Here is a 19,932-nt window from a genome sequence, read left to right on the forward strand (position 1 = left end):
GGCCTTCGCGTGCAGCCCGTCCGCGGTGCCCCGCTGCTCCTCGTCGGCGAGCCAGATCTCCGGGACCAGGGTCGCGGAGGTGATCCGGCCGCCGTCGTGGTCATGGGTCAGCACACACTCGGCGCGCACGGAGGCGCCGGTCACGACCACCTCGGCCTGCGTGGCGGCCTGGAGGTAGGACAGCAGGTGGCACTCGGCGAGGGCCGCGAGCAGGAGCTGTTCGGGGTTCCACCGGGAGTCGCTCCCGTGGAAGGCCCGCGCTGCGGAGCCGTTGAGTTCGCCGGGGCCTTCGGCGCGGACCACGAGCTCACGGCCGTAGTCCTTGTATCCGGAGGTGCCGGAGCCCCGGTTTCCGGTCCATTCGGCATGCAGGGAGAAGGAGTGTTCCACGTCCTCTACGGTACCGCCCGCGGCGTCGCAGCCGTGCGTCGGCTCCGCCACGGTCCGCAGTGGTGGTGTCTGGGGTGACGCCGCTGGCCGGACCGCCCTCGTCAGCCTAGACTCGAGAGACGCTGGGAGGTTTGATGCCACACATCCACATCTTGACCGTCTCCGATCGGGCCCATGCGGGTCAGGCTCCGGATACGGCGGGGCCGCGCGCTCTCGAGCTGGCGGCCCAGTATCTGAGCGAGTGGACGGCAGACGGGGCCGTGGTGGCGGACGGGGTTGAATCCGTCCGGTCCGGTGTCCGGGCGGCACGGAGCGACGGAGCTGACGTGGTCATCACGCTGGGCGGGACCGGGGTGTCCCCGCGAGACCTGACGCCGGAGGCGATGGACGGGCTCCTCGACACGGAGTTGCCCGGCATCGCCGAGATGCTGCGCCGTGAGGGTGCCGAACAGACCCCCACCGCGGCCCTGGGACGCGGACGCGCCGGGATCATCGGCCGGACCCTCGTCGTGAACCTCCCCGGCTCCCTGCGTGCCACGGAGCAGGGCATTCCACTGCTCGCTCCGGTGCTGCCGCACCTGCTCGCCCAACTTGGTGGAGGCGGCGACCATGCCCGCCACTGAGGACGCAGCCACCGTGAGGCCCGTCTCGACGACGCTCTCCCCAGCACTCCGTTCGGTCGCACCGGTCCGCACCGGGGTGACCGAGGAACCCCTGGACCCGGTGGCCCTGGAGTCCTCGGTCGTGACCCCCGCCTGCGGAGCGGCCCTGACGTTCACCGGCATCGTCCGGAACCACGATCCGGAAGCCACCGGCACCGTGACCTCGCTGGACTATTCGGCGCATCCGGATGCGGGAGCCGTGCTGGCGGAGATCGTGACGCGTCACGTCCGCGGCCCCGGGGATCCGCGCGGGGAGGTTCGGGTCGCCGCGGCGCACCGGATCGGACACCTCGACGTCGGCGACCTCGCCCTGGTGGTCTCCGTGGCGTCAGCGCACCGGGCCGAGGCCTTCGAGGTGTGCCGGGCCGTGGTGGAGGACATCAAGGCCGAGGTCCCGATCTGGAAGAAGCAACAGACCGCGACCGGCGAGGCCCACTGGGTGGGACTGCCATGACCTCGGTGCCAATCACCCTGACCACCCGGACCGCGACCGGGCCGGGCGCACGCCCGGCCGGCGCCGCGGACACTGCGCCGGCACCGGGCCCCGAGGCCAGGCGCCTGCTGCCCACCCCGGCCGAGCTGGCCGGCGTCGAGGCCCATGAGGGGAGCGATCGTTCGCTGACGGACGGATTCGGGCGCGTGCACCGGGACCTGCGCGTCTCGCTGACGGACAAGTGCTCGCTGCGCTGCACCTATTGCATGCCCGAGGATGCCGGCCCGTTCATGCCGAAGGACCAGCTGCTCTCGGCCGCCGAGATTGAACGGTTGGTCCGGATCGCGGTGGACCACGGCATCACCGGGGTGCGGTTGACCGGCGGCGAACCGCTACTGCGCCGTGACCTCGAGGACATCGTGGCCCGGCTCGCCGGAATCGAGCTCTCCGATGCTGCCGGGGGTGGGCGCCTGCCGGTGGCCATGACCACCAACGGGATCACCCTGGACCGCCGACTGGCCGCCCTGCACGAGGCCGGGCTGTCCCGCGTGAACATCTCCATCGACACCCTCCAGCCGGAGAAGTTCCGCCAGCTGACGCGCCGTGACCGGCACGCCGACGTCCTGGCCGGGATCGCCGCCGCCCGGGATGCCGGGCTGCGGCCACTCAAGCTCAACGCTGTCGCCATGCGCGGGGTCAACGACGACGAGTTGGCAGACCTGGTGGCCTTCGCCGTGTCCCAGGACGCGCAGATGCGGTTCATCGAGCAGATGCCCCTGGACGCCGGGCACACCTGGAAGCGGGACAATCTGGTCTCCGGTGAGGAGATCCTCGCCCGGCTCGCCGAGCGCTTCGACCTCGCCGAGGTCCCCGGCCGCGGCTCCTCGCCGGCCGCGCTCTACACGGTCGACGGCGGCCCTCACACCGTGGGCGTCATCGCCTCGGTCTCGAAGCCCTTCTGCGGAGACTGTGACCGCCTGAGGCTCACGGCCGACGGGCAGATGCGCAACTGCCTGTTCGCCCGGGAGGAGACCGATCTGCGAACCCTGCTGGCCGGCTCCGCCTCGGACGCGGACCTGGCCGCAGCCATGAAGATCTCGGTCGGGGCCAAGAAGGCCGGTCACGGCATCGACGACCCGGACTTCGTCCAGCCCGGGCGCGGTATGAACGCCATCGGCGGCTGACGGCTCACCCCACGGCGATAGGGCCGTGCCTAGGGCCCGTCTGCTGGCAGCTAGCCGCCGGCGAAGGGCGGCAAGACGTCCACGAGCGAGTCCGCCTGGACCGGGTGGTCGTCCTCGATCGCGCGCACACCGTCCACCATCAGGGAGCATCGGGAGACGACCTGTTCGGCGCTGGTCCCGTGGCCGGCGACCAGGAGCCGGCGCAGTTCGCCCGCGGTGGCGGCTTCGAGGGCAAGTTCTGAGGCGCCCAGGATGTCAGCAGCTCCGGCGAAGAGACGGATCCGGGCCATCAGCCCTCACTCCCTGCCGGGTCGTAACCGAGGGCGAGAACCTGGACGCGGGCCGAGAGCCGGTCCACCAGGCCGGCGATCTCCTCCGGTGTTCGCTCCTGACCGGCCAGCTGTAGTCCTACAGCCACACCGATCAGGTAGGTCGAGGTCGGGGCCCCGGGACGCAGGACCCCGTGGGCCACGTCTCGGGCCACGTCCAACAGGGGACCGGGGAGCACAACGGAGGCCGGCAGACCCAGTTCTCCGGCGACGGCGTCCAGCCAGTCCGCCAGTCCGGGGATGTCCTGCTGGTGGTCGCGGTGGGGGACGCGGTGCGTACCGGCCGGGACCTCGCCGGCGTGGGGTTCGGTGGAGTGGGGTTCGGTGGTGCTGTTCTCAGGCACGGGGGCTCCTGGTGGTGTCGTGGCAGATCCTGCCGGGTGGGGCCGGTGGCGTTGCAGATCCTCGGGGGTGTCCATATCGTCCCAGAGACCGGGGCGGCTTGCCGGTTCGGGAACCTCGAGCAGGTCCAGGCCGGCGACCCGCTCCCGTACACGGGTGACGCGGGTGCCACCGTCCGTGGTGTCAGGTGCCGCCTGCCTGCGCAGGGCCGGAAGCCGGAAGAGGGCGGTGAGGTGCTGGCGGCGGCCGGTGGAGTCCACGGCGACGACGCCGTCGTGGCCTCCGCCATTCAGGGCACCGTCAATGGTTGCCCCCACGGTCCCGTCCAGGACCCCGGCCCGGGTGCGGTCGGAGGCTCGGACGAGCTCTCGGGCGGCCGCCACCGGATCGGCCAGATCGCAGGGCAGCACCAGGACGTGATCTGCTTCGAGGGCCGTCAGGGCGTCCAATGCGGCGTCCAGGGCCGCGACCGGGCCGGACCGCGGTGGGTCCTCACGCACGAACCGGACGACCGGCGAGTCCAGGACGGAGCGCTGAACGGATCGGTGGGGGGCCGCCGAACCCGTGGGCGCAGACGCCGGCAGAGCCTGCGCCGTGGGCGCAGCAGTCACCGGCCGGTCACCGGCCACGACGACGGTGGTGGCTCCGGCCGAGAGCGCGGCGTGGACGGTGCGCTCGAGCAGGGTGGTTCCCTCGGCGGGATCCACCACGATCGAACCCTTGTCCCGGCCCATGCGAGTGGACGCTCCTCCCGCCAGGACGATCGCCGCCAGGATCTCAGCCACGGTCGACCGGTGCCTCCGGCGCTGCCGGGTGCTCCGCGTTGTCACGGCGCCACGTGCCGGAGCGGCCGCCGGTCTTCTCCAGCAGCCGGACTCCGGTCAGCTCAACGGCCCGGTCCAGGCCCTTGACCATGTCCACCATGGCCAGCCCGGCCACGGAGGCGGCGGTCAGGGCCTCCATCTCCACCCCGGTCCGGTCGGCGGTCCGGGTGGTGGCGACGATGCGGATGCGACCCTCGCCGACCTCGAAGTCCACCGTGGCTCCGTGGACACCGATCACATGGGCGAGCGGCAGCAGTTCGGCGCACTTCTTGGCGCCCTGGATGCCGGCGATCCGGGCCACGGCCCAGACATCCCCCTTGGGCACGGTGCCCCCGGTCAGGGCCTCGAGGACCTCCGGGGCCACAAGCACGGTGGCCTCGGCGGTGGCGCTGCGGATCGTCGGCGTCTTGGCCGTGACGTCGACCATGCGGGCCGAGCCGTCACCGGCGAGGTGGGTGAAGCCGTCGGCTCCGTCGGCACCGAGAGCGGTGGATTGGACGGTGGGGGATTCGGTCATCAGGCCTCCAGGGCTCGGTAGAGGACGGTGTCTCCGGCGGACACCGCGTCGGTGGTGGCGGGCACGCGGGCCAGTCCGGTGGCGCGGGCCATCCGGCCGGCCAGATGTGATCCGGAGCCACGCTCGGTCGCCTGGGCGATCCGCAGTGGTTCCCCGGGGGCGGAGACCACCCGTGCCGGCACGAACTGCTCGCGCCCGGGCGGTGAACGCCAGCCCTCTTCTATGGTCACCGGCTGCCACGGGGCCACGGGCGTATCGCGGCCCTGCATGGCCAGCAGCCCCGGCTCCACGAACAGCAGATAGGACACCCAGGCACTGACCGGGTTGCCCGGCAGCGACCACACGGCCCGCCCGTCCGGCAGCAGGCCGAAGCCCTGGGGCTTGCCCGGCTGGACCGCGACCCGGTCGAAGCGCACGGTGGGATCCTCGGGGGCCGGGGTGCCGCCGTCGGGCGTGGAGGGTTGCGTGGACGGCACCGTGCCGCCCGGCGAGTCCGGCGCCAGGACGAGGCGGGCGACGTCATGGGCACCCACGCTGGCCCCTCCGGTGAGGATCACGGCGTCGGAGGCGCCATGGGTGGACTGCAGCACGGTCTGCAGTTCAGCGGGGTCGTCGGAGACGCGGCCCCGGTGCACCACCAGCCCGCCGCTGGCCGCCACCAGGGACGCCAGCAGGAGGCTGTTGGAGTCGGGGATCTGGCCGCGGCGGACCGATGCGCCGGGTGCCACCAACTCTGAACCGGTGCTGACGACCACGACCTGCGGCCGGCGCCGGACCCGCACCTCGGCGATACCGGCGGCGGCGAGCGCGGACAGCCGGTGAGGCGTCAACGGCCGGCCGGCAGGGGAGACGAGGTCGCCGGCACGCACATCCTCGCCGCGCCGCCGCAGATGGCGTCCCGCCGCGGCGGGGTGGTGGAGCTCCACGTGCGCGGGGGTCTCGGTGCCGGCGGTGGGCGCGGCCGGGTCCCAGCCCACGGCATCCTCCAGGGGCACGACGGCGTCCGCGTCCGTGGGCAACGGCGCGCCGGTCATGATGCGGGCCGCCTGGCCGGGAGCCAGCGCCGGATCGGCCTCCGTGCCGGCGGGGAGTTCCGCGATGAGGTCCAGGCGGACCGGTGCCTGCGCGGAGGCTCGCGTGGTGTCCTCCGAGCGGACGGCGTATCCGTCCATGGCGGAGTTGTCCCACGGGGGCAGGTCCAGGGTGGCGGTGGCGTCGGCCGCCAGGGTGAGCCCGGCGGCCTCGGCCAGGGGCAGGGTGTCGGCGGGCAGGAGGGGGGCCAGGGCGAGGATCCGGTGCTGGTGGTCCTCGACGGTGCTGCGGTAGCGGGCCTCAGCCACGGTGGTCTCCCGAGGGCTCGGTGGTTGCGGTGGGAAGCCCGCCGTCCAGGTACCCCTGGACAGGCCAGCCGAGGCGCGCCAGGTGACGGGCCGCCGTCGCGCTCCGGGGGCCGGCCGCGCAGAAGGGCAGCAGCGTCGCTCCGTCCGGCGGCCCTACCATGCCACCGGGTGCCAGGGCAGCCTGGACGGGCGCCAGCGGGTGGTCGGGAGGCAGCGGCAGCTCCGGGCCGTGGCGTAGACGCAGGAGCCGGTCGAGGGGCAGTTCGACGGTGCCGGGCGGGCCGGGGCGCTCGCGGGATTCCTCCGGCCTCCGGACGTCGAGCCAGACAGCCGCCGGATCCACGTCGGGGCGGTCGATCGGGACCACTCGGGCGGTGTCTCCGCCTGACGCGGCAGATGGCGTGAGGGGGATGTCCGTGGTGGTGCCGGAGAGCCCGTCGATCAGCATCATCCGCCCCAGCAGCGGCGTGCCGGTGCCGAGGATGAGCTTGATCGCCTCCAGGGCCATCAGGGAGCCGGTGATCCCGACGACGGCGCCCAGGACCCCGGCCTCGGCGCACCCGGGAGCGGCATGGGTGGCGGCATTGTCCGGGAAGACATCGGTGAGGACGACGGCGGGAAAGTGGGAGGCCACGGGCGGATCGGACCAGAAGACGGTGACCTGGGCGCTCCATTGCATCAGGGCTCCGAATACCACCGGCGTGCCGAGGGCGGTGGCGGCCCGGTGGATGATGAATCGGGTGGTGAAGGTGTCGCTGCCGTCCATGATCAGGTCGGCTCCGGCGAGCAGGTCCGCTGCGTTGGCGTCCGTCAGGCGGACGGTGTGCGGGATGACGGTGGTCTCGGGGGAGAGGCGCCGGGCCGCAGACACCGCACCGTCGGTCTTGAGCCCGCCGAGGGTGTCCACGCCGTGCAGGGTCTGCCGGTTGAGGTTGCTCAGCTCCACGTGATCGTCGTCGATGACGTGGAGGGTGCCGATGCCGGCGGCCGCGAGGTAGCTGATGACGGGCGAGCCGAGGCCTCCGGCGCCGACGACGGCGATGGAGGCCTGTGACAGGAGATCCTGTCCGGAATCGCCGATCTGGGGCAGGGTCCGTTGACGGAGCGTCCGTTCTGCTGTGTGCGCGGGGCGGTCCTGGGGCATGGGGCCAGCCTAGTCCGCGGCGTCCTCACCAGTCCGCGGCGCACTCACCCCCGCGTTTTCCATTGATTTCGGGTGGGCCTGGGGCCTCAGGACCCACCCGAAGTCGACGGAAAGCGGGCCGGGGGCGAAGATGGAGGCATGGCACGAAGTGAATCGCGGGTCCGCGTGGTCAGGGTCAAAGCCGGGGAACGTGACGCCCGGGCGGACGTGCTGGCGGCCGAGGAGCCCCTGGAGATCCGGGTGAACGGCCGGCGGCTCGCGGTGACGATGCGCACGCCCACGGAGGACTTCTCACTGGCCGTCGGCTTCCTGCTCAGCGAGGGGCTGATCGGGGCCGCCGACGAGGTGCACTCCGTCAGGTACTGTGGCCGCGATTTCGGCCCGGGGGCGGAGGAGACCGACAACACCGTGGACGTGGTCCTGCGCCCCGGGGTCCAGGCCCCGGCGCCGGAGATGGAACGCCAGGTGCTCATGTCCAGCGCCTGCGGCCTGTGTGGTCGGACCAGCATCGAGAATGTCCGCACCCAGTCGCGGTTCCCCGTGGACGGCGACCCGATGCAGGTCACCGAGTCCTTCGTCCTGCAGATGCCCGAGGTGCTGCGCGAGCGGCAGAAGGTCTTCGACCGCACCGGCGGGCTGCACGCCGCCGGCCTGTTCAACACCGCCACGGGCGAGCTGGTGGCGGTGCGTGAGGACGTGGGCCGCCACAACGCCGTGGACAAGGTCCTCGGCTGGGCCCTGCTGGAGGGAAAACTGCCCCTGTCCGGGCATGCCCTGATGGTCTCCGGCCGGGCCAGCTTCGAACTCACCCAGAAGGCCATGATGGCCGGGGTGCCGATGCTCGCCTCCGTCTCCGCGCCGTCGTCGTTGGCGGTGGACCTGGCCCGGGAGGCCGGGATGACGCTGGCCGGCTTCGTCCGCGGCGACCGCTTCGTCATCTACGCCGGGGAGCAGCGGATCGTGGCCGACGCTGAAGCTGTTTTGGAGGCCGAACCACGGTAGTCCGACCCTGTGCGGGCCATCCCCAGCGGTGGGGAGTGCCCGCACAGCGTCGGCGAGAGGCGACCGACCTGGCGCGGCGTGGCTACCGGGCGGCATCCGCCTGGCGCGCGGCCAGGGTGCGGACCATCTCGTCGCGGGACTCGGCCACCGTGCGGGACAAGGCGGCCTGCGTGCCCCGCGAGCGCTCCACCAGGGCATTCGCGGCGTCAATGGTCTCCTGGGAGACCTGGGCACCCGGGAACAGCCCGATCGCCGCGGACTCCGCCATCTCGTGTGAACGCGAGGCCCACAGCTCCTCCACACCCGCGAAGAACTCGGCGGCGAACGGGGCCAACAGGTCCGGATCGTGCACGCGGTTGAAACCCAGCAGCACGTTGCGCTGGGTCATGTTGGACAGTTCCCCACTCGCCACCTGGTCCCACGCCGTGCGCTTGGCCTCGGCGGTGGGCACCGCGGCGCGAGCCTGGGATGCCGCCAGGGCACCGGTGGCGGTGGCGTCCGCGGCCTCCGCGGCAGCGATCTCCGCCTCGCCGGCGCGGCCTCCGGCCACGAGCCCGGTGAGCATCTCCCACTTCAGGTCCGTGTTCAGGTCCAGCCCGTCCAGTGACTCGGTGCCGGCCTGCAGGGCGGCCAGCGTGTCCAGCTGCCGCTCCGAGCGGGCCGCCGCCGCGAACGCCTTGGTGAACTGGAGCTGGTTGTCCGAGCCCGCCTCCGCGTTCCGGGCCAGGTCCAGCAGGCGGTCGGCAGCGGAAACACGCAACCGCACAGCGTGCTCGGGCGCGGCGTACTGGGACAGCGTGGTGGCCAGCTGGCGCAGCAGGGTCTGCACCACGGAGGAATCGCGTTCGTGACCGATGTTGGTCAGCACCAGGTCCGTGAACCAGCCCGCCGTGGCCTCGGCGTCACGGACGGTGTCCCACGCCGCACCCCACAGCAAGGTACGGGGCAGGGACTCCGCCACATCCTTCAGGTGGGTGGCCACGAAGGCCCAGGAAGCGTCGTCCAGGCGGATCTTGGCGTAGGCCAGGTCGTCGTCGTTCGGCAGGATCAGGTCCGGGCGCCGCTGGCCGGCGGCCTCCATGACCTCGGTGACCTCGCCGGCCACATCGAGTTCGAACCGGTGGGTGCGCACCAGCCGTCCGGAGCCGTCCGCGGAGTAGAAGCCCACGGCCATGCGGTGCGGACGCAGCACGGCGTCCCCGGGTTGGTGGTCTCCCGGCGCTGACTGGCGCAGGCGCAGGGAGGTGATGGCGCCGGCGTCGGGAGTTCCTTCGTCAGTGGTGCCGGAGCCGGACGCCCCGGCGGTCTCGACCTCCACGGACAGGGTGTTCACCCCCGAGGTCTCCAGCCACAGCCGGGTCCACTCGGTCAGGTCGCGGCCGGAGGAGGCCTCGAGCTCCCGCATCAGGTCCGGCAGCTCGGTGTTGGACCAGGCGTGCTTGCCGAAGTACGCGCGGACGCCGGCCATGAAGTTCTCCTGGCCCACCCAGGCCACGAGCTGGCGCAGCACGGACGCACCCTTGGCGTAGGTGATGCCGTCGAAGTTGACCAGGACGTCATCCAGGTCCCGGATCTCGGCCTTGATCGGATGCGTGGTGCTCAGCTGGTCCTGCTTGTAGGCCCAGTTCTTCTCCATGGCGGAGAACGTGGTCCAGGCCCCCGTGTACCGGGTGTTCTCCGCGGCGGAGAGCGTGGACATGAACTCGGCGAAGGACTCGTTGAGCCAGAGGTCGTTCCACCACTTCATGGTCACCAGGTCGCCGAACCACATGTGGGCCAGCTCGTGCAGGATCGTGATGGCGCGGCGTTCCACCATGGCCTCGGTGACGGTGGAGCGGAAGACGTAGTTCTCCAGGAAGGTCACGGCGCCGGCGTTCTCCATGGCCCCGGCGTTGAACTCCGGGACGAAGAGCTGGTCGTACTTGGCGAAGGGGTAGGGGGTGCCGAACTGGGCCTCGTAGAACTCGAAGCCCTGGCGGGTCAGCTCGAAGATGTTCTCGGCGTCCAGGTACTCGAACAGGGAGGCGCGGCAGTAGGCGCCCAGCGGGATCGTCCGGCCGTCGGAACTGGTCAACTCGGAGTGGGTGGACTTGTACGGTCCGGCGATCAGCGCCGTGATGTAGGAGGAGATGACCGGGGTGGGCTCGAAGGCCCACGTGGAAACCCCGCCTCGTGTGCCCTCGGCGGGCACCGGCCGCGGGGTGGGGGAGTTGGAGACCACGGCCCAGTGATCTGGGGCGGTGATGGTGAAGGCGAACGTGGCCTTCAGGTCCGGCTGCTCGAAGACCGAGAACATGCGGCGGGAGTCCGGAACCTCGAACTGCGAGTACAGGTACGTCTCCCCGTCCACCGGATCCACGAAGCGGTGCAGGCCCTCACCGGTGTTCATGTAGTCGGCCAGCCCGTCCACCACCAGCAGGTTCTCGGCCGCCAGTGGCCCGATGGCGATGCGGGTGCCGTCGAAGGCCTCCGCCGGCAGCACATCTCCGTTGAGGGTGACGGTCGGTGCCTGGGTGGAGACGAAGTCGATGAAGGTGCTGGTGCCCACGGCCGCCTCCGCCGCGGAGAAGGTGACGGTGGTCGCCGAGCGGAAGTGGTCGCCGTCGAGCGTGAGGTCCAGGTCGACCTCGTAGGAGGCGACTCTCAGGGCTGCGGCACGCTCGGCGGCCTCGGTGCGGGTGATGTTCAGAGTGGGCACGTGGCCTCCGGTCGGTCGGAACGGACAGTAACGATGGCGGCGCGGATGCCATCGGGTGGACAGGACCAGCAGACACCCTGGTGTGAAACGAATGCTGGATAACTGGTCCAGAGAGTATTGTGCCACCGGACACATCCCAGCGGGTAGTGGATCCGCCCCGGTAGGCTGGTCGCTGGTCCCGACCGTATCCCACCGCATCGCCACGGCCGCACGAGAACCCGCCAGATGCCGACAGCAGGAGCAGACCCATGCGCGTGCACATCGCCACCGACCACGCCGGCCTCGAGCTGAGCGCCCACCTCATCGAGCACCTCACGGCCGCCGGATACGAGATGGTCGACCACGGACCCCAGTCCTATGATCCGCAGGACGACTATCCGGGGTTCTGCATCAACGCGGCCGCTGCCGTGGTGGTGGACCAGCAATCCGGGGTGGAGGCGCTCGGGATCGTCCTGGGCGGCTCCGGCAACGGTGAGCAGATCGCCGCCAACAAGGTCCGCGGCATCCGCGCCGCCTTGGCCTGGAGCCTGGACACCGCCAGGCTCGCCCGTCAGCACAACGACGCCAATGTCATCGCCGTCGGCGGCCGGCAGCACTCCCTCGAGGAGGCCACCGCCATCATCGAGGCCTTCCTGGCGGAGCCCTTCTCCGGCGACGAGCGCCACGTGCGCCGCATCGGCAAGATCGGGCACTACGAGCAGACCCGCGAGATCGTCAGCTGACGCTGGCCTGAGCCATGCCCGAGGGCCATTCGATCCACCGCCTCGCGCGGCAGTTCTCCGACGTCTTCGCCGGTGAGCGCCTGCGGGTGAGCTCCCCGCAGGGCCGCTTCGCCGCTGGCGCTCGTCTGATCGACGGGGCCACGCTGACGGCGGCCCGGGCCCACGGCAAACACCTGTTCCTCGACTTCAGCCGGGACACCGGCACCGCATTCGTCCTCCGCGTACACCTCGGCCTCTACGGCGCCTGGAGCTTCGGCGGCGATGAGACGTTCCGTGGGTCCTCCAGCATCGGCGCACCCCGCAGGATGGGAGAGACGGACACCTTTGACGCTCGGGCTGCGCCCGCACACACGGCAGCAGACACGGCACCGTACACCCCAGCGCACGACGCCGGCGCGGCACCCGCGTACGCCGGCCCGCCAGCACCGGTGGGTCAGGTGCGCGTCCGGTTGGTCTCCGCCCACGGGTGGGCGGATCTGCGTGGCCCGAGCGCGTGCGAGGTGATCACGCCGCCCGAGGCGGCCACCGTCGTGGACCGCCTGGGGCCGGACCCCTTGACGCCCGGCACCGGACCCGAGGAGTTCCTGCGGCGGGTCTCCGGCCGCGGGGTGGCTCTTGGGCAGCTCCTGATGGATCAGAACGTGCTGGCCGGGGTGGGCAACATCTACCGCGCCGAGTCCCTGTTCCGGCAGGGGCTCGACCCGTACCTGCCCGGGCGGTCGCTGGGACGGGAGGCCGGTGTGGCCCTTTGGGAAGATCTCGTGGCGCTGATGAACGACGGCGTCCGCGACGGCAAGATCATCACCACGCGCCCCGAACACCGCAACTCGAAAGATGAGCGCGGGAACGTGGCTCCGGTGTGGCCGGACAATGCCTACTACGTGTACCAGCGGGACGGGCTGGACTGCCGGGTCTGCGGGACCACGGTCCGGCTGGCCGAGATGCAGGCCCGCAAGCTCTTCTGGTGCCCGGGCTGTCAGCTCGCGGGGTGAACGACGGGGCGACCGACGGGGTGATCGACTGGGCGACTGACAGGGTGGAGGCCGGCGATACCTGGTGATCGAGAGAACTCCCGGTGATGATCACCGGGAATACGCAGGATCGCGGGGAGCGGCAGGGCGGTTCCGGGCGACCAGCTCTGTGCCGCGGCGGTACAACGCCTCCCGTACTGCCGGTGGATCCTGCACCTCGACGCCGGGAACCTGCAGGAGCTGTGCCACGGCGATGCCCTGGTGCTCCATGAGCAGGTCCAGTTCCAGCCGGTCACCCTCATGGCGCGCCGACTCCAGAGACTCGGCGGTTCCCGGTCCCGGGACCGCCGCCCGCAGGGCTTCGAGGGACGCCAGCGGGACGGACAGACGGACCGGAAGGCTCTGGACGGACGCCTCGAAGGAGGCTCGACTGGCCTCCCAGTAGCGCGAGAGGGAGAAGTCCTCCGGGCGCCACGCCGCCTCTGGCCGGATCTCCGCGGAGACGATGCGGGAGAGCCGATAGGCCCGCGGCTGGCGACGATGCGCCGCCACGAGGTACCAGACGTCCGTCTTGAGGACGAGGCCGAGCGGATCGACCAAGCGGGACCCCCTGCTGTGGTCGATGCTCAAGCGCCGACCGGACCACACCGCCTGGGAGACCACCGCCAGAGACGCGGGCCGCTCCGGCTCGGCGAACCACCGCTCATGGTCGATGAGGAAGCGCTCGCTGACGGAGCCGACACCCGGATCCCGGCCCGTCCTCGTGCCCAGCATCTTCAGCCGGGCGGTCTCGAAGTGCGGTTGCAGACCGAGATCGCGGGATCCGGCCTCGCCGATCAGCAGCGCCTGAAGCTCGGATGCCGTCATCCCGGTGATGGGAGAGGACCATCCCTCCACCAACCCGACCCCGCCGGCGGGACCTGTGCGGGTCCACACCGGGACGCCAAGCTGGTGCAGCGCCGTCAGGTCCCGTTGGATGGTGCGGGTGGAGACCCCGTGGTGGTCGGCGAGCTGCCGGACGGACGTCTGCTGACGTCGTGACAGGTCCATCATGATTGCCAACAGCCGGGTGGTGCGCATGAGGCACCCTAACCGATTGACGACATGGGTTGTCCTGAATAGGCGGAACCATGGTGAACACAGGATCGAACACGAGAACCGGAGTGGACAGAGTCATGGCGATGAAACCAGCCGAATCAACGGACGAGACAGGTCCGGCAACACCGGCCGAACGAACGGGAGCAACGGAGTCGGCAGGGCAACGTCCCCGGACCCTGGAGGGGAGGATCGCCCTGGTGGCGGGAGCCACCCGCGGTGCCGGCCGGGCCATCGCCCGGGAACTGGGCCGGGCCGGGGCGATCGTCTACTGCACGGGCCGGTCCACGGCTGGCCAGCCCTCGGACTATGGGCGGCCAGAAACGGTCGAGGAGACCGCCGGACTGATCCGGGCCGAGGGCGGGACGGCCCATGCTGTGGTCGTGGACCATCTCGACGTGAGCGCCGTCCGCGAACTCGTGGCGCGGATCGACCGGGAACAGGGTCGGCTGGACATCCTCATCAACGACATCGGAGGAGAGGCCTACGTGGAGTTCGGCATTCCGCTGTGGGAGTACGACCTCGACGACGGTATGCGGCTCTTCGACGCAGGCTTCCGCACCCATCTGCTGACCAGCCACGCCGCCTTGGGCCTGCTGATCCGCCACTCCGGGGGCCTGGTGGTGGAGACGACCGACGGGACCCGGGACTACAACCAGGGCCATTTCCGGGAGACCGTGTTCCTGGACCTCGCGAAGACCGCTGTCGACCGGCTGGCCTTCGCCGAGGGGCACGAGCTGAAGGCACACGGGGGTACGGCGGTCTCCGTCTCAGCCGGATGGTTGCGCTCGGAGATGATGCTGGATGCCTTCGGCGTCACCGAGCAGACCTGGCGCGAGTCGGCGGCAGCCAACCGCGGGAAGTCCGACGTGGTCCCGCCCTACGAGTTCGTGATCTCGGAGACCCCCGCCCTGCTCGCTCGCGGCATCGTGGAACTGGCGGCCGATCCGCAACGGGAGCAGTGGAACACCCGGTCCGTCAGTTCCTTCGAACTGGCCCGTCACTACGGCGTGACCGACGTGGACGGCTCCCGGCCGGACGCCTGGGGGTTCATCGCGGCCATGGACACGACGCCGTCCGCGGACCTGGCCGTGGAGGACTACCGATGTGCCGGGGGGTGAGCTGCGGGTGAGGCCTGGCCGCCCCGGGGCTGGGCAGCCCCGGGGCGCCGGATCAGGCGTCCGACCCGGTATAGAAGCCATAGGTGGCGTCCGCAGCGCGGGCGGCCACCGTGGGGTCCGCGCCGGCGGCCACGTGGGCCGCTGCCCAGCCGTCAGCAGCTCCGCGATAGAAACGCTTGCCCTCCTCGGTGACGGCCCAGGCCTCCGCCTCCTGGGGCGAGAGGGAGCCTTCGATGGCCCCGAGGTGCAATCCCAGGCCCAGCAGACCGCCGTCCCAGCCCACCCCGGTGGCGCCGGGGCCGTAGGTGTCCCACATCCCCTCCGGGAGGTCTGCGGCGCGGGCGACGTGTTCGAGGATGAATCGCGTCGAGTCACCCTCGGCGGCCAGCCGCACGGTCACCCAGGAGACGCCTCCTCCGAATTCCCAGGTGATCCGGTAGCGTGCCGTGCCGTCCGCAGGAGGGGCGCATTCCAGTACGGTGCCGCCGGCATTGCCCTCGAGCTGGTACTGGCCGCCGAGGCCGAGGTCACCGCTGACCGGCAGGAACCAGCGGGCGATGCGATCGGCAGTGGTGACCGCCTCCCACACGTCCTCAAGCCCTGCCGGGTAGGTCTGCTCGAGCGTTTGGACGTGTGAGGGCTCGCCGTCCCGGTCCTCGAGTGAGAGGCCGCGTGTGACAGCGGAGAGTTGATTCTGGATATCGACCATGTCATGACTCCTGGTGGGATGGATGGTGGTGTTCGGTGGCGTCTACGGTGGTCTCCGCAGCCGCACGCTCCGCCGCCAGCCTCTGCTGGCGCTTGCCTCGGGCCAGTTCAGTCCCCAGGGCATCCAGGCGCGGACGCCAGAACTGCTCGAACGGACTGAGCCAGTCGCTGGCCTGCCGGGGGCCTTGGGGGTCCACCGCGTAGAGTCGGCGCGTGCCCTCGGGACGCACGGTGGCGAAGCCGTGATCACGAAGGACCTTCAGCTGCTGCGAGACCGCCGGCTGGCTGATCCCGAATTCGGCCTGCACCTGGGTGCCGACCTCTCCGGCGCTGAGTTCGCCCCCGGCCAGCATCTCGAGGATGCGGCGCCGGACGGGGTCACCCAGGACATCGAGAGCGTGCATGAACTCATGATTGCATCGAGTCTTATATAAGACAAGGGTTAAGTAGTGGCGTGCGGGAGTTAAACACGAAGGCCCCGGACGGATCCGGGGCCTTCGTGTTGCGGTGGAGGGGATGACGGGAATCGAACCCGCGTAGCCAGTTTGGAAGACTGGGGCTCTACCATTGAGCTACATCCCCGCGGCGTCGGCCGGGATGGATGATCCCGCAGGGGTCATCAGCCGAACGCAGCGAAGATAATCCTATCAAGCAGTCCGTGTGAGCAGCAAAACAGGCCCACATCGGCGCGCCGCAGAGGTTCAGCCGGGGCTTGAATGTCGCAGAAATGCGGAGTATGGGGCCGTCATGCGTACACTGGTCTCTGGCCAGAAATGGCCAGGGCCGTCTGCGGGGTGTAGCTCAGCTTGGTAGAGCGCGCGCTTTGGGAGCGTGAGGCCGCAGGTTCAAATCCTGTCACCCCGACGTCATGGTCGCCCCGCTTGCCGGGGCGGCCTGATTCACCGGATGCCCGACGGCCGGGCCCATCCGCGCCATATAGACGAGACGATCAATCCACACAGGAGTCCCACGTGGTCAAGAGCACCGCAGAAAACCTCAGCCCGACCCGGGTCAAGCTGGACGTCGAGGTCCCCTTCGAGGACCTCAAGCCGCGCCTGGACCAGGCCTACAAGACGGTGGCGAACCAGATCCAGGTCCCCGGCTTCCGCAAGGGCAAGGTTCCTGCGCGCCTCATCGACCAGCGGGTCGGCCGTGGCTACGTGGTGGAGACGGCCGTCAACGAGGGCCTGAACGACTACTACCAGGAAGCCCTGGCCCAGACTGAGACCACCCCGATGGCACGCCCCGAGGTCGAGGTCACCTCCATGCCCGGCGTTGACGGCGAGGCCGAGGGCCCGCTGAAGTTCAGCGTCGAGGTCGACATCCGTCCCGAGGTCGAGCTGCCCGACTACAAGGGGCTCAAGGTCACCGTCGAGCCGGCGGCCGCGTCCGAGGAGGACGAACAGAAGGCCCTCGACGAGCTGCGTTCCCGCTTCGGCACCCTCAAGGCCGTGGAGCGCCCCGCCGCCAAGGATGACTTCGTCACCATCACCTTGACCGCCACCGTCGGGGACGAGCAGGTCGACCACGCCGAGGACCTGTCCTACCAGGTCGGTGCCGGCACCATGCTGGACGGCATGGACGAGGCCCTCGAGGGCCTGTCCGCCGGTGAAGACGCGGTCTTCGAGACCGTCCTGGCCGGTGGCGACCACTCCGGTGAGAAGGCCACCGTCAAGGTCATCCTCGGTGGCGTCAAGGAGCGCGAGCTGCCCGAGGCCGACGACGACTTCGCCCAGCTGGCCTCAGAATTCGACACCATCGACGAGCTCAAGGCCGACCTGAAGGAGAAGGCCGCCGAGGGCGCCGTCACCGGTCAGGGCATCGAGGCCCGTGACAAGGTCCTCGAGGAGCTGGTGAAGCTCGTCGAGGTGCCGGTCCCGGACTCCGTGGTCAACGAGCAGATCGAACAGCACTTCTCCCAGCAGGGTCACTCCGAGGGCGACGATCACGACACCGCGGAGCACCGCGCCGAAGTCGAGTCGAACGCCCGCGAGGCCTTCCGCAACGAGATCATCCTCGACAAGGTCGCGGACGCCGAAGAGGTCGGCGTGGACCAGGGCGAGCTGATCGAGTACATCATCTCCACCTCCCAGCAGTACGGCATGGACCCGAACCAGTTCGCCCAGATGCTGGACCAGGCCGGCCAGGTGCCGATGATCATGGGTGAGGTCCGCCGCCGCAAGGCCCTGGCCAAGGTCCTCGAGTATGCCGTGGTCACCGATACCGCTGGCAACACCGTGGACCTGACCGCCTTCGTCACCCCGGGTGGCGAAGACGGCGCTACCTCGGCGGACTCCGCAGATTCTGCCGACTCCGCAGATTCTGCCGACTCCGCAGATTCTGCGGATTCAGCCCCCTCAGCCGATTCCCCGGCCGAGGCGGAGAAGACCCCCGCGAAGAAGGCCCCCGCCAAGAAGGCTCCGGCGAAGAAGGCTCCGGCCAAGACCGCTGCCGCCAAGAAGGCTGAGGCAGAGGCAGAGGCAGAGGGAGCGGCGGATGCCGAGGAGGCTCCGGCGAAGAAGGCCCCCGCCAAGAAGGCTCCGGCCAAGACCGCTGCGAAGACGGCCACCACCAAGGCTCCGGCCAAGACCGCCGCCGCCAAGAAGGCCGAGGCCGAGGGTGAGGAGAAGGCCCCCGCCAAGAAGGCTCCGGCGAAGAAGGCTCCGGCCAAGACCGCTGCCGCCAAGAAGACCGCCGAGGACAAGGCCGCAGACACGGCCGAGTGATCGCCGAACCGCCGGCCGCCTGCTGAAACTGATCCCCACCGGATCGGCTGCAGCGGGAGTCGAACGCCCGGGCCGACCATGCACCATGCGTGGTCGGCCCGGGCGTTTTGGCGACCGGATCAGGGAGGCCGCCGCCGTCGTCGTCCATCCACGCCAACAGCGAACAGCCGGGCCAGGAGGGCCCGGGCGGCGCCGTTGGACAGTAGTCTCGATCCAAGACCAATGCCGGACGTGTACCACCAGGTGCCGTCGTCGCATGTGAAGTCCATCTGAAGGAAGGCAGGGCGCCATGTCCGCATCGTCCACTGCTCCCCGTATGGCGTCGGTTGATCCGGCGGCCCGCGAGGACTACATCTACAACCGTCTGCTCAAGGAACGCATCATCTGGCTGGGCTCCGAGGTGATGGACGAGAACGCCAACGCGATCTGCTCCCAGATGCTCCTGCTCTCCGCCGAGGACCCGGAGAAGGACATCTACCTGTACATCAACTCCCCGGGCGGCTCCATCACCGCGGGCATGGCGATCTACGACACGATGAAGTACATCCCGAACGACACGGTCACCGTCGCCACCGGCATGGCCGCCTCCATGGGCCAGTTCCTGCTGTCCTCGGGCACGCCGGGCAAGCGCTATGCCACTCCACACGCCCGCATCCTGATGCACCAGCCCTCTGGCGGCATCGGCGGCACCGAGTCGGACATCCGCATCCAGGCACAGCTGATCCTGCACATGAAGCAGGTCATGGCTGAGCTGACCGCGGAGCAGACCGGCCAGACCGTGGAGACCATCCTCAAGGACAACGAGCGGGACAAGTGGTTCACCGCCACGGAGGGCCTGGAGTACGGGTTCTTCGACCACATCGCCGAACGTGCCGGGACCGTGGCCGGCGGCGGTGGCGTGGACAACTCCTGATCCGGCTCCGGCCCTCCCAGGACCCTCCTCCCCACCTCACAGACCCTTCGCCCAGGAGAAACCAGACATGAACCACTTCACCACGGGAACACCGACCGGAATGCCCTCCGGTGCCGGTCAGCCGGCGCCGAGCAACCGTTACGTCCTGCCGCAGTTCGAGGAGCGTACGCCCTACGGATTCAAGCGCAACGATCCCTACGCCAAGCTGTTCGAGGACCGCATCGTGTTCCTCGGCTCGCAGGTGGATGATGTCTCCGCGGATGACATCATGGCCCAGCTGCTCGTGCTGGAGTCCATGGACTCGGAGCGGGACATCACCCTGTACATCAACTCGCCGGGTGGCTCGTTCACCGCGATGACCGCGATCTACGACACCATGCAGTTCGTCCGTCCCGAGATCCAGACCGTGTGCCTCGGCCAGGCGGCCTCGGCCGCGGCCGTGTTGCTGGCCGCCGGTGCACCGGGCAAGCGACTGGCCCTGCCGAACGCCCGCGTGCTGATCCACCAGCCGTCCATGGGCGGGGACCGAGGCACGGCCACGGACCTGCAGATCCATGCCGAGGAACTGCTGCGGATCCGCACCTGGATGGAGGAGACGCTCGCCATGCACACCAACAAGTCGGCCGAACAGATCCGCCAGGACATCGACCGGGACAAGTTCCTCTCGGCCCAGGGCGCCAAGGACTACGGCCTGGTGGACGAGGTCCTCGAGTCCCGGAAGATCACCCGTCCGCAGCTCTCCAACTGATCCGGTCCGGCTGGCGGACCTGCGACCGTGTGAGCGGTGGCAGGGATCGCCGGGGACCAGGGA

Annotated in this window: 19 protein-coding genes, 2 tRNA genes and 1 pseudogene; 11 read left to right on the forward strand and 11 right to left on the reverse strand. The window is 70.2% G+C overall.

Features of this window, described 5'->3' with window-relative positions:
* Positions 1-9: 9 nt before the first annotated feature.
* A pseudogene (locus BOSE125_RS18235) lies at positions 10-531 on the reverse strand (OsmC family protein); the annotation flags it as partial.
* Here BOSE125_RS18235 and BOSE125_RS05025 point away from each other — a divergent pair.
* Genes BOSE125_RS05025 through moaA form a run of 3 tightly spaced genes read left to right on the forward strand, consistent with a single transcriptional unit; the run spans position 525 to position 2,669 of the window.
* A complete protein-coding gene (locus tag BOSE125_RS05025) occupies positions 525-1,013 on the forward strand; it encodes a molybdenum cofactor biosynthesis protein B (protein ID WP_159550600.1) in 489 nt (162 codons plus the stop codon). The pseudogene BOSE125_RS18235 and the gene BOSE125_RS05025 sit on opposite strands and share 7 nt — an antisense overlap.
* Positions 1,000-1,506, forward strand: coding sequence for a molybdenum cofactor biosynthesis protein MoaE (locus tag BOSE125_RS05030; RefSeq protein ID WP_159550602.1), 507 nt, complete (start codon positions 1,000-1,002; stop codon positions 1,504-1,506). Before BOSE125_RS05025 ends, BOSE125_RS05030 begins: the two co-directional genes overlap by 14 nt.
* The gene (moaA, locus tag BOSE125_RS05035; RefSeq protein ID WP_159550604.1) at positions 1,503-2,669 is read left to right on the forward strand and encodes a GTP 3',8-cyclase MoaA; all 1,167 of its coding nucleotides are present in this window, start codon (positions 1,503-1,505) and stop codon (positions 2,667-2,669) included. The genes BOSE125_RS05030 and moaA overlap by 4 nt, the downstream gene beginning before the upstream one ends.
* 50 nt (positions 2,670-2,719) lie before the next feature.
* On the opposite strand, the gene BOSE125_RS05040 is transcribed toward moaA, so the two are convergent.
* Genes BOSE125_RS05040 through BOSE125_RS05060 form a run of 5 tightly spaced genes read right to left on the reverse strand, consistent with a single transcriptional unit; the run spans position 2,720 to position 7,165 of the window.
* A complete protein-coding gene (locus BOSE125_RS05040; protein WP_159550606.1) occupies positions 2,720-2,959 on the reverse strand; it encodes a MoaD/ThiS family protein in 240 nt (79 codons plus the stop codon).
* Positions 2,959-4,125 (reverse strand): NTP transferase domain-containing protein, encoded by a 1,167-nt coding sequence (locus BOSE125_RS05045; RefSeq protein ID WP_159550608.1) that lies wholly within the window; start codon positions 4,123-4,125, stop codon positions 2,959-2,961. Before BOSE125_RS05045 ends, BOSE125_RS05040 begins: the two co-directional genes overlap by 1 nt.
* Positions 4,118-4,681 (reverse strand): cyclic pyranopterin monophosphate synthase MoaC, encoded by a 564-nt coding sequence (gene moaC, locus BOSE125_RS05050; protein ID WP_159550610.1) that lies wholly within the window; start codon positions 4,679-4,681, stop codon positions 4,118-4,120. The genes BOSE125_RS05045 and moaC overlap by 8 nt, the downstream gene beginning before the upstream one ends.
* Complete coding sequence (glp, locus tag BOSE125_RS05055; RefSeq protein ID WP_159550612.1) at positions 4,681-6,021, reverse strand: gephyrin-like molybdotransferase Glp; 1,341 nt, start codon at positions 6,019-6,021, stop codon at positions 4,681-4,683. Before glp ends, moaC begins: the two co-directional genes overlap by 1 nt.
* On the reverse strand, positions 6,014-7,165 hold the full coding sequence (locus BOSE125_RS05060) for a HesA/MoeB/ThiF family protein (RefSeq protein ID WP_159550614.1): 1,152 nt from the start codon (positions 7,163-7,165) through the stop codon (positions 6,014-6,016). Before BOSE125_RS05060 ends, glp begins: the two co-directional genes overlap by 8 nt.
* Before the next feature lie 138 nt (positions 7,166-7,303).
* On the opposite strand from BOSE125_RS05060, the gene fdhD reads away from it, so the two are divergent.
* The gene (gene fdhD, locus BOSE125_RS05065; protein WP_159550616.1) at positions 7,304-8,167 is read left to right on the forward strand and encodes a formate dehydrogenase accessory sulfurtransferase FdhD; all 864 of its coding nucleotides are present in this window, start codon (positions 7,304-7,306) and stop codon (positions 8,165-8,167) included.
* 82 nt (positions 8,168-8,249) lie between these two features.
* Here the strand turns inward: fdhD and pepN are convergent, their stop codons facing one another.
* Positions 8,250-10,865 (reverse strand): aminopeptidase N, encoded by a 2,616-nt coding sequence (gene pepN, locus BOSE125_RS05070; protein WP_236557820.1) that lies wholly within the window; start codon positions 10,863-10,865, stop codon positions 8,250-8,252.
* A 248-nt stretch (positions 10,866-11,113) separates the two neighbouring features.
* Between pepN and BOSE125_RS05075 the strand changes: the two genes are divergently transcribed.
* Positions 11,114-11,587 (forward strand): ribose-5-phosphate isomerase, encoded by a 474-nt coding sequence (locus BOSE125_RS05075; RefSeq protein WP_159550621.1) that lies wholly within the window; start codon positions 11,114-11,116, stop codon positions 11,585-11,587.
* Positions 11,588-11,601: 14 nt separating this feature from the next.
* On the forward strand, positions 11,602-12,579 hold the full coding sequence (locus BOSE125_RS05080) for an Fpg/Nei family DNA glycosylase (protein WP_159550622.1): 978 nt from the start codon (positions 11,602-11,604) through the stop codon (positions 12,577-12,579).
* A gap of 90 nt (positions 12,580-12,669) precedes the next feature.
* On the opposite strand, the gene BOSE125_RS05085 is transcribed toward BOSE125_RS05080, so the two are convergent.
* Positions 12,670-13,638, reverse strand: a complete 969-nt coding sequence (locus BOSE125_RS05085) for a YafY family protein (protein WP_159550624.1) — start codon at positions 13,636-13,638, stop codon at positions 12,670-12,672.
* Between the two features lie 95 nt (positions 13,639-13,733).
* On the opposite strand from BOSE125_RS05085, the gene BOSE125_RS05090 reads away from it, so the two are divergent.
* Positions 13,734-14,774, forward strand: coding sequence for an SDR family oxidoreductase (locus BOSE125_RS05090; RefSeq protein ID WP_236557821.1), 1,041 nt, complete (start codon positions 13,734-13,736; stop codon positions 14,772-14,774).
* Between the two features lie 52 nt (positions 14,775-14,826).
* On the opposite strand, the gene BOSE125_RS05095 is transcribed toward BOSE125_RS05090, so the two are convergent.
* From BOSE125_RS05095 to BOSE125_RS05105, 3 genes are all read right to left on the reverse strand, one after another.
* The gene (locus BOSE125_RS05095) at positions 14,827-15,483 is read right to left on the reverse strand and encodes an SRPBCC domain-containing protein (protein ID WP_159550626.1); all 657 of its coding nucleotides are present in this window, start codon (positions 15,481-15,483) and stop codon (positions 14,827-14,829) included.
* 1 nt (position 15,484) lies between these two features.
* Positions 15,485-15,886, reverse strand: a complete 402-nt coding sequence (locus tag BOSE125_RS05100) for a helix-turn-helix transcriptional regulator (protein ID WP_159550628.1) — start codon at positions 15,884-15,886, stop codon at positions 15,485-15,487.
* 104 nt (positions 15,887-15,990) lie between these two features.
* Positions 15,991-16,064: transfer RNA gene (locus BOSE125_RS05105), tRNA-Gly, on the reverse strand.
* A gap of 208 nt (positions 16,065-16,272) precedes the next feature.
* On the opposite strand from BOSE125_RS05105, the gene BOSE125_RS05110 reads away from it, so the two are divergent.
* The 4 genes from BOSE125_RS05110 (at position 16,273) to BOSE125_RS05125 (ending at position 19,869) form a co-directional block, all read left to right on the forward strand.
* Positions 16,273-16,346 (forward strand) — tRNA-Pro (locus BOSE125_RS05110).
* A gap of 107 nt (positions 16,347-16,453) precedes the next feature.
* Positions 16,454-18,208, forward strand: a complete 1,755-nt coding sequence (gene tig, locus BOSE125_RS05115) for a trigger factor (RefSeq protein WP_159550630.1) — start codon at positions 16,454-16,456, stop codon at positions 18,206-18,208.
* A 316-nt stretch (positions 18,209-18,524) separates the two neighbouring features.
* Positions 18,525-19,121: an ATP-dependent Clp protease proteolytic subunit gene (locus BOSE125_RS05120; protein ID WP_159554734.1), complete on the forward strand. Its 597-nt coding sequence runs from the start codon at positions 18,525-18,527 to the stop codon at positions 19,119-19,121.
* Between the two features lie 67 nt (positions 19,122-19,188).
* Positions 19,189-19,869 (forward strand): ATP-dependent Clp protease proteolytic subunit, encoded by a 681-nt coding sequence (locus BOSE125_RS05125; RefSeq protein WP_159550632.1) that lies wholly within the window; start codon positions 19,189-19,191, stop codon positions 19,867-19,869.
* Positions 19,870-19,932: the final 63 nt, after the last annotated feature.

This window comes from Citricoccus sp. K5 (assembly GCF_902506195.1).
Taxonomy (GTDB): domain Bacteria; phylum Actinomycetota; class Actinomycetes; order Actinomycetales; family Micrococcaceae; genus Citricoccus.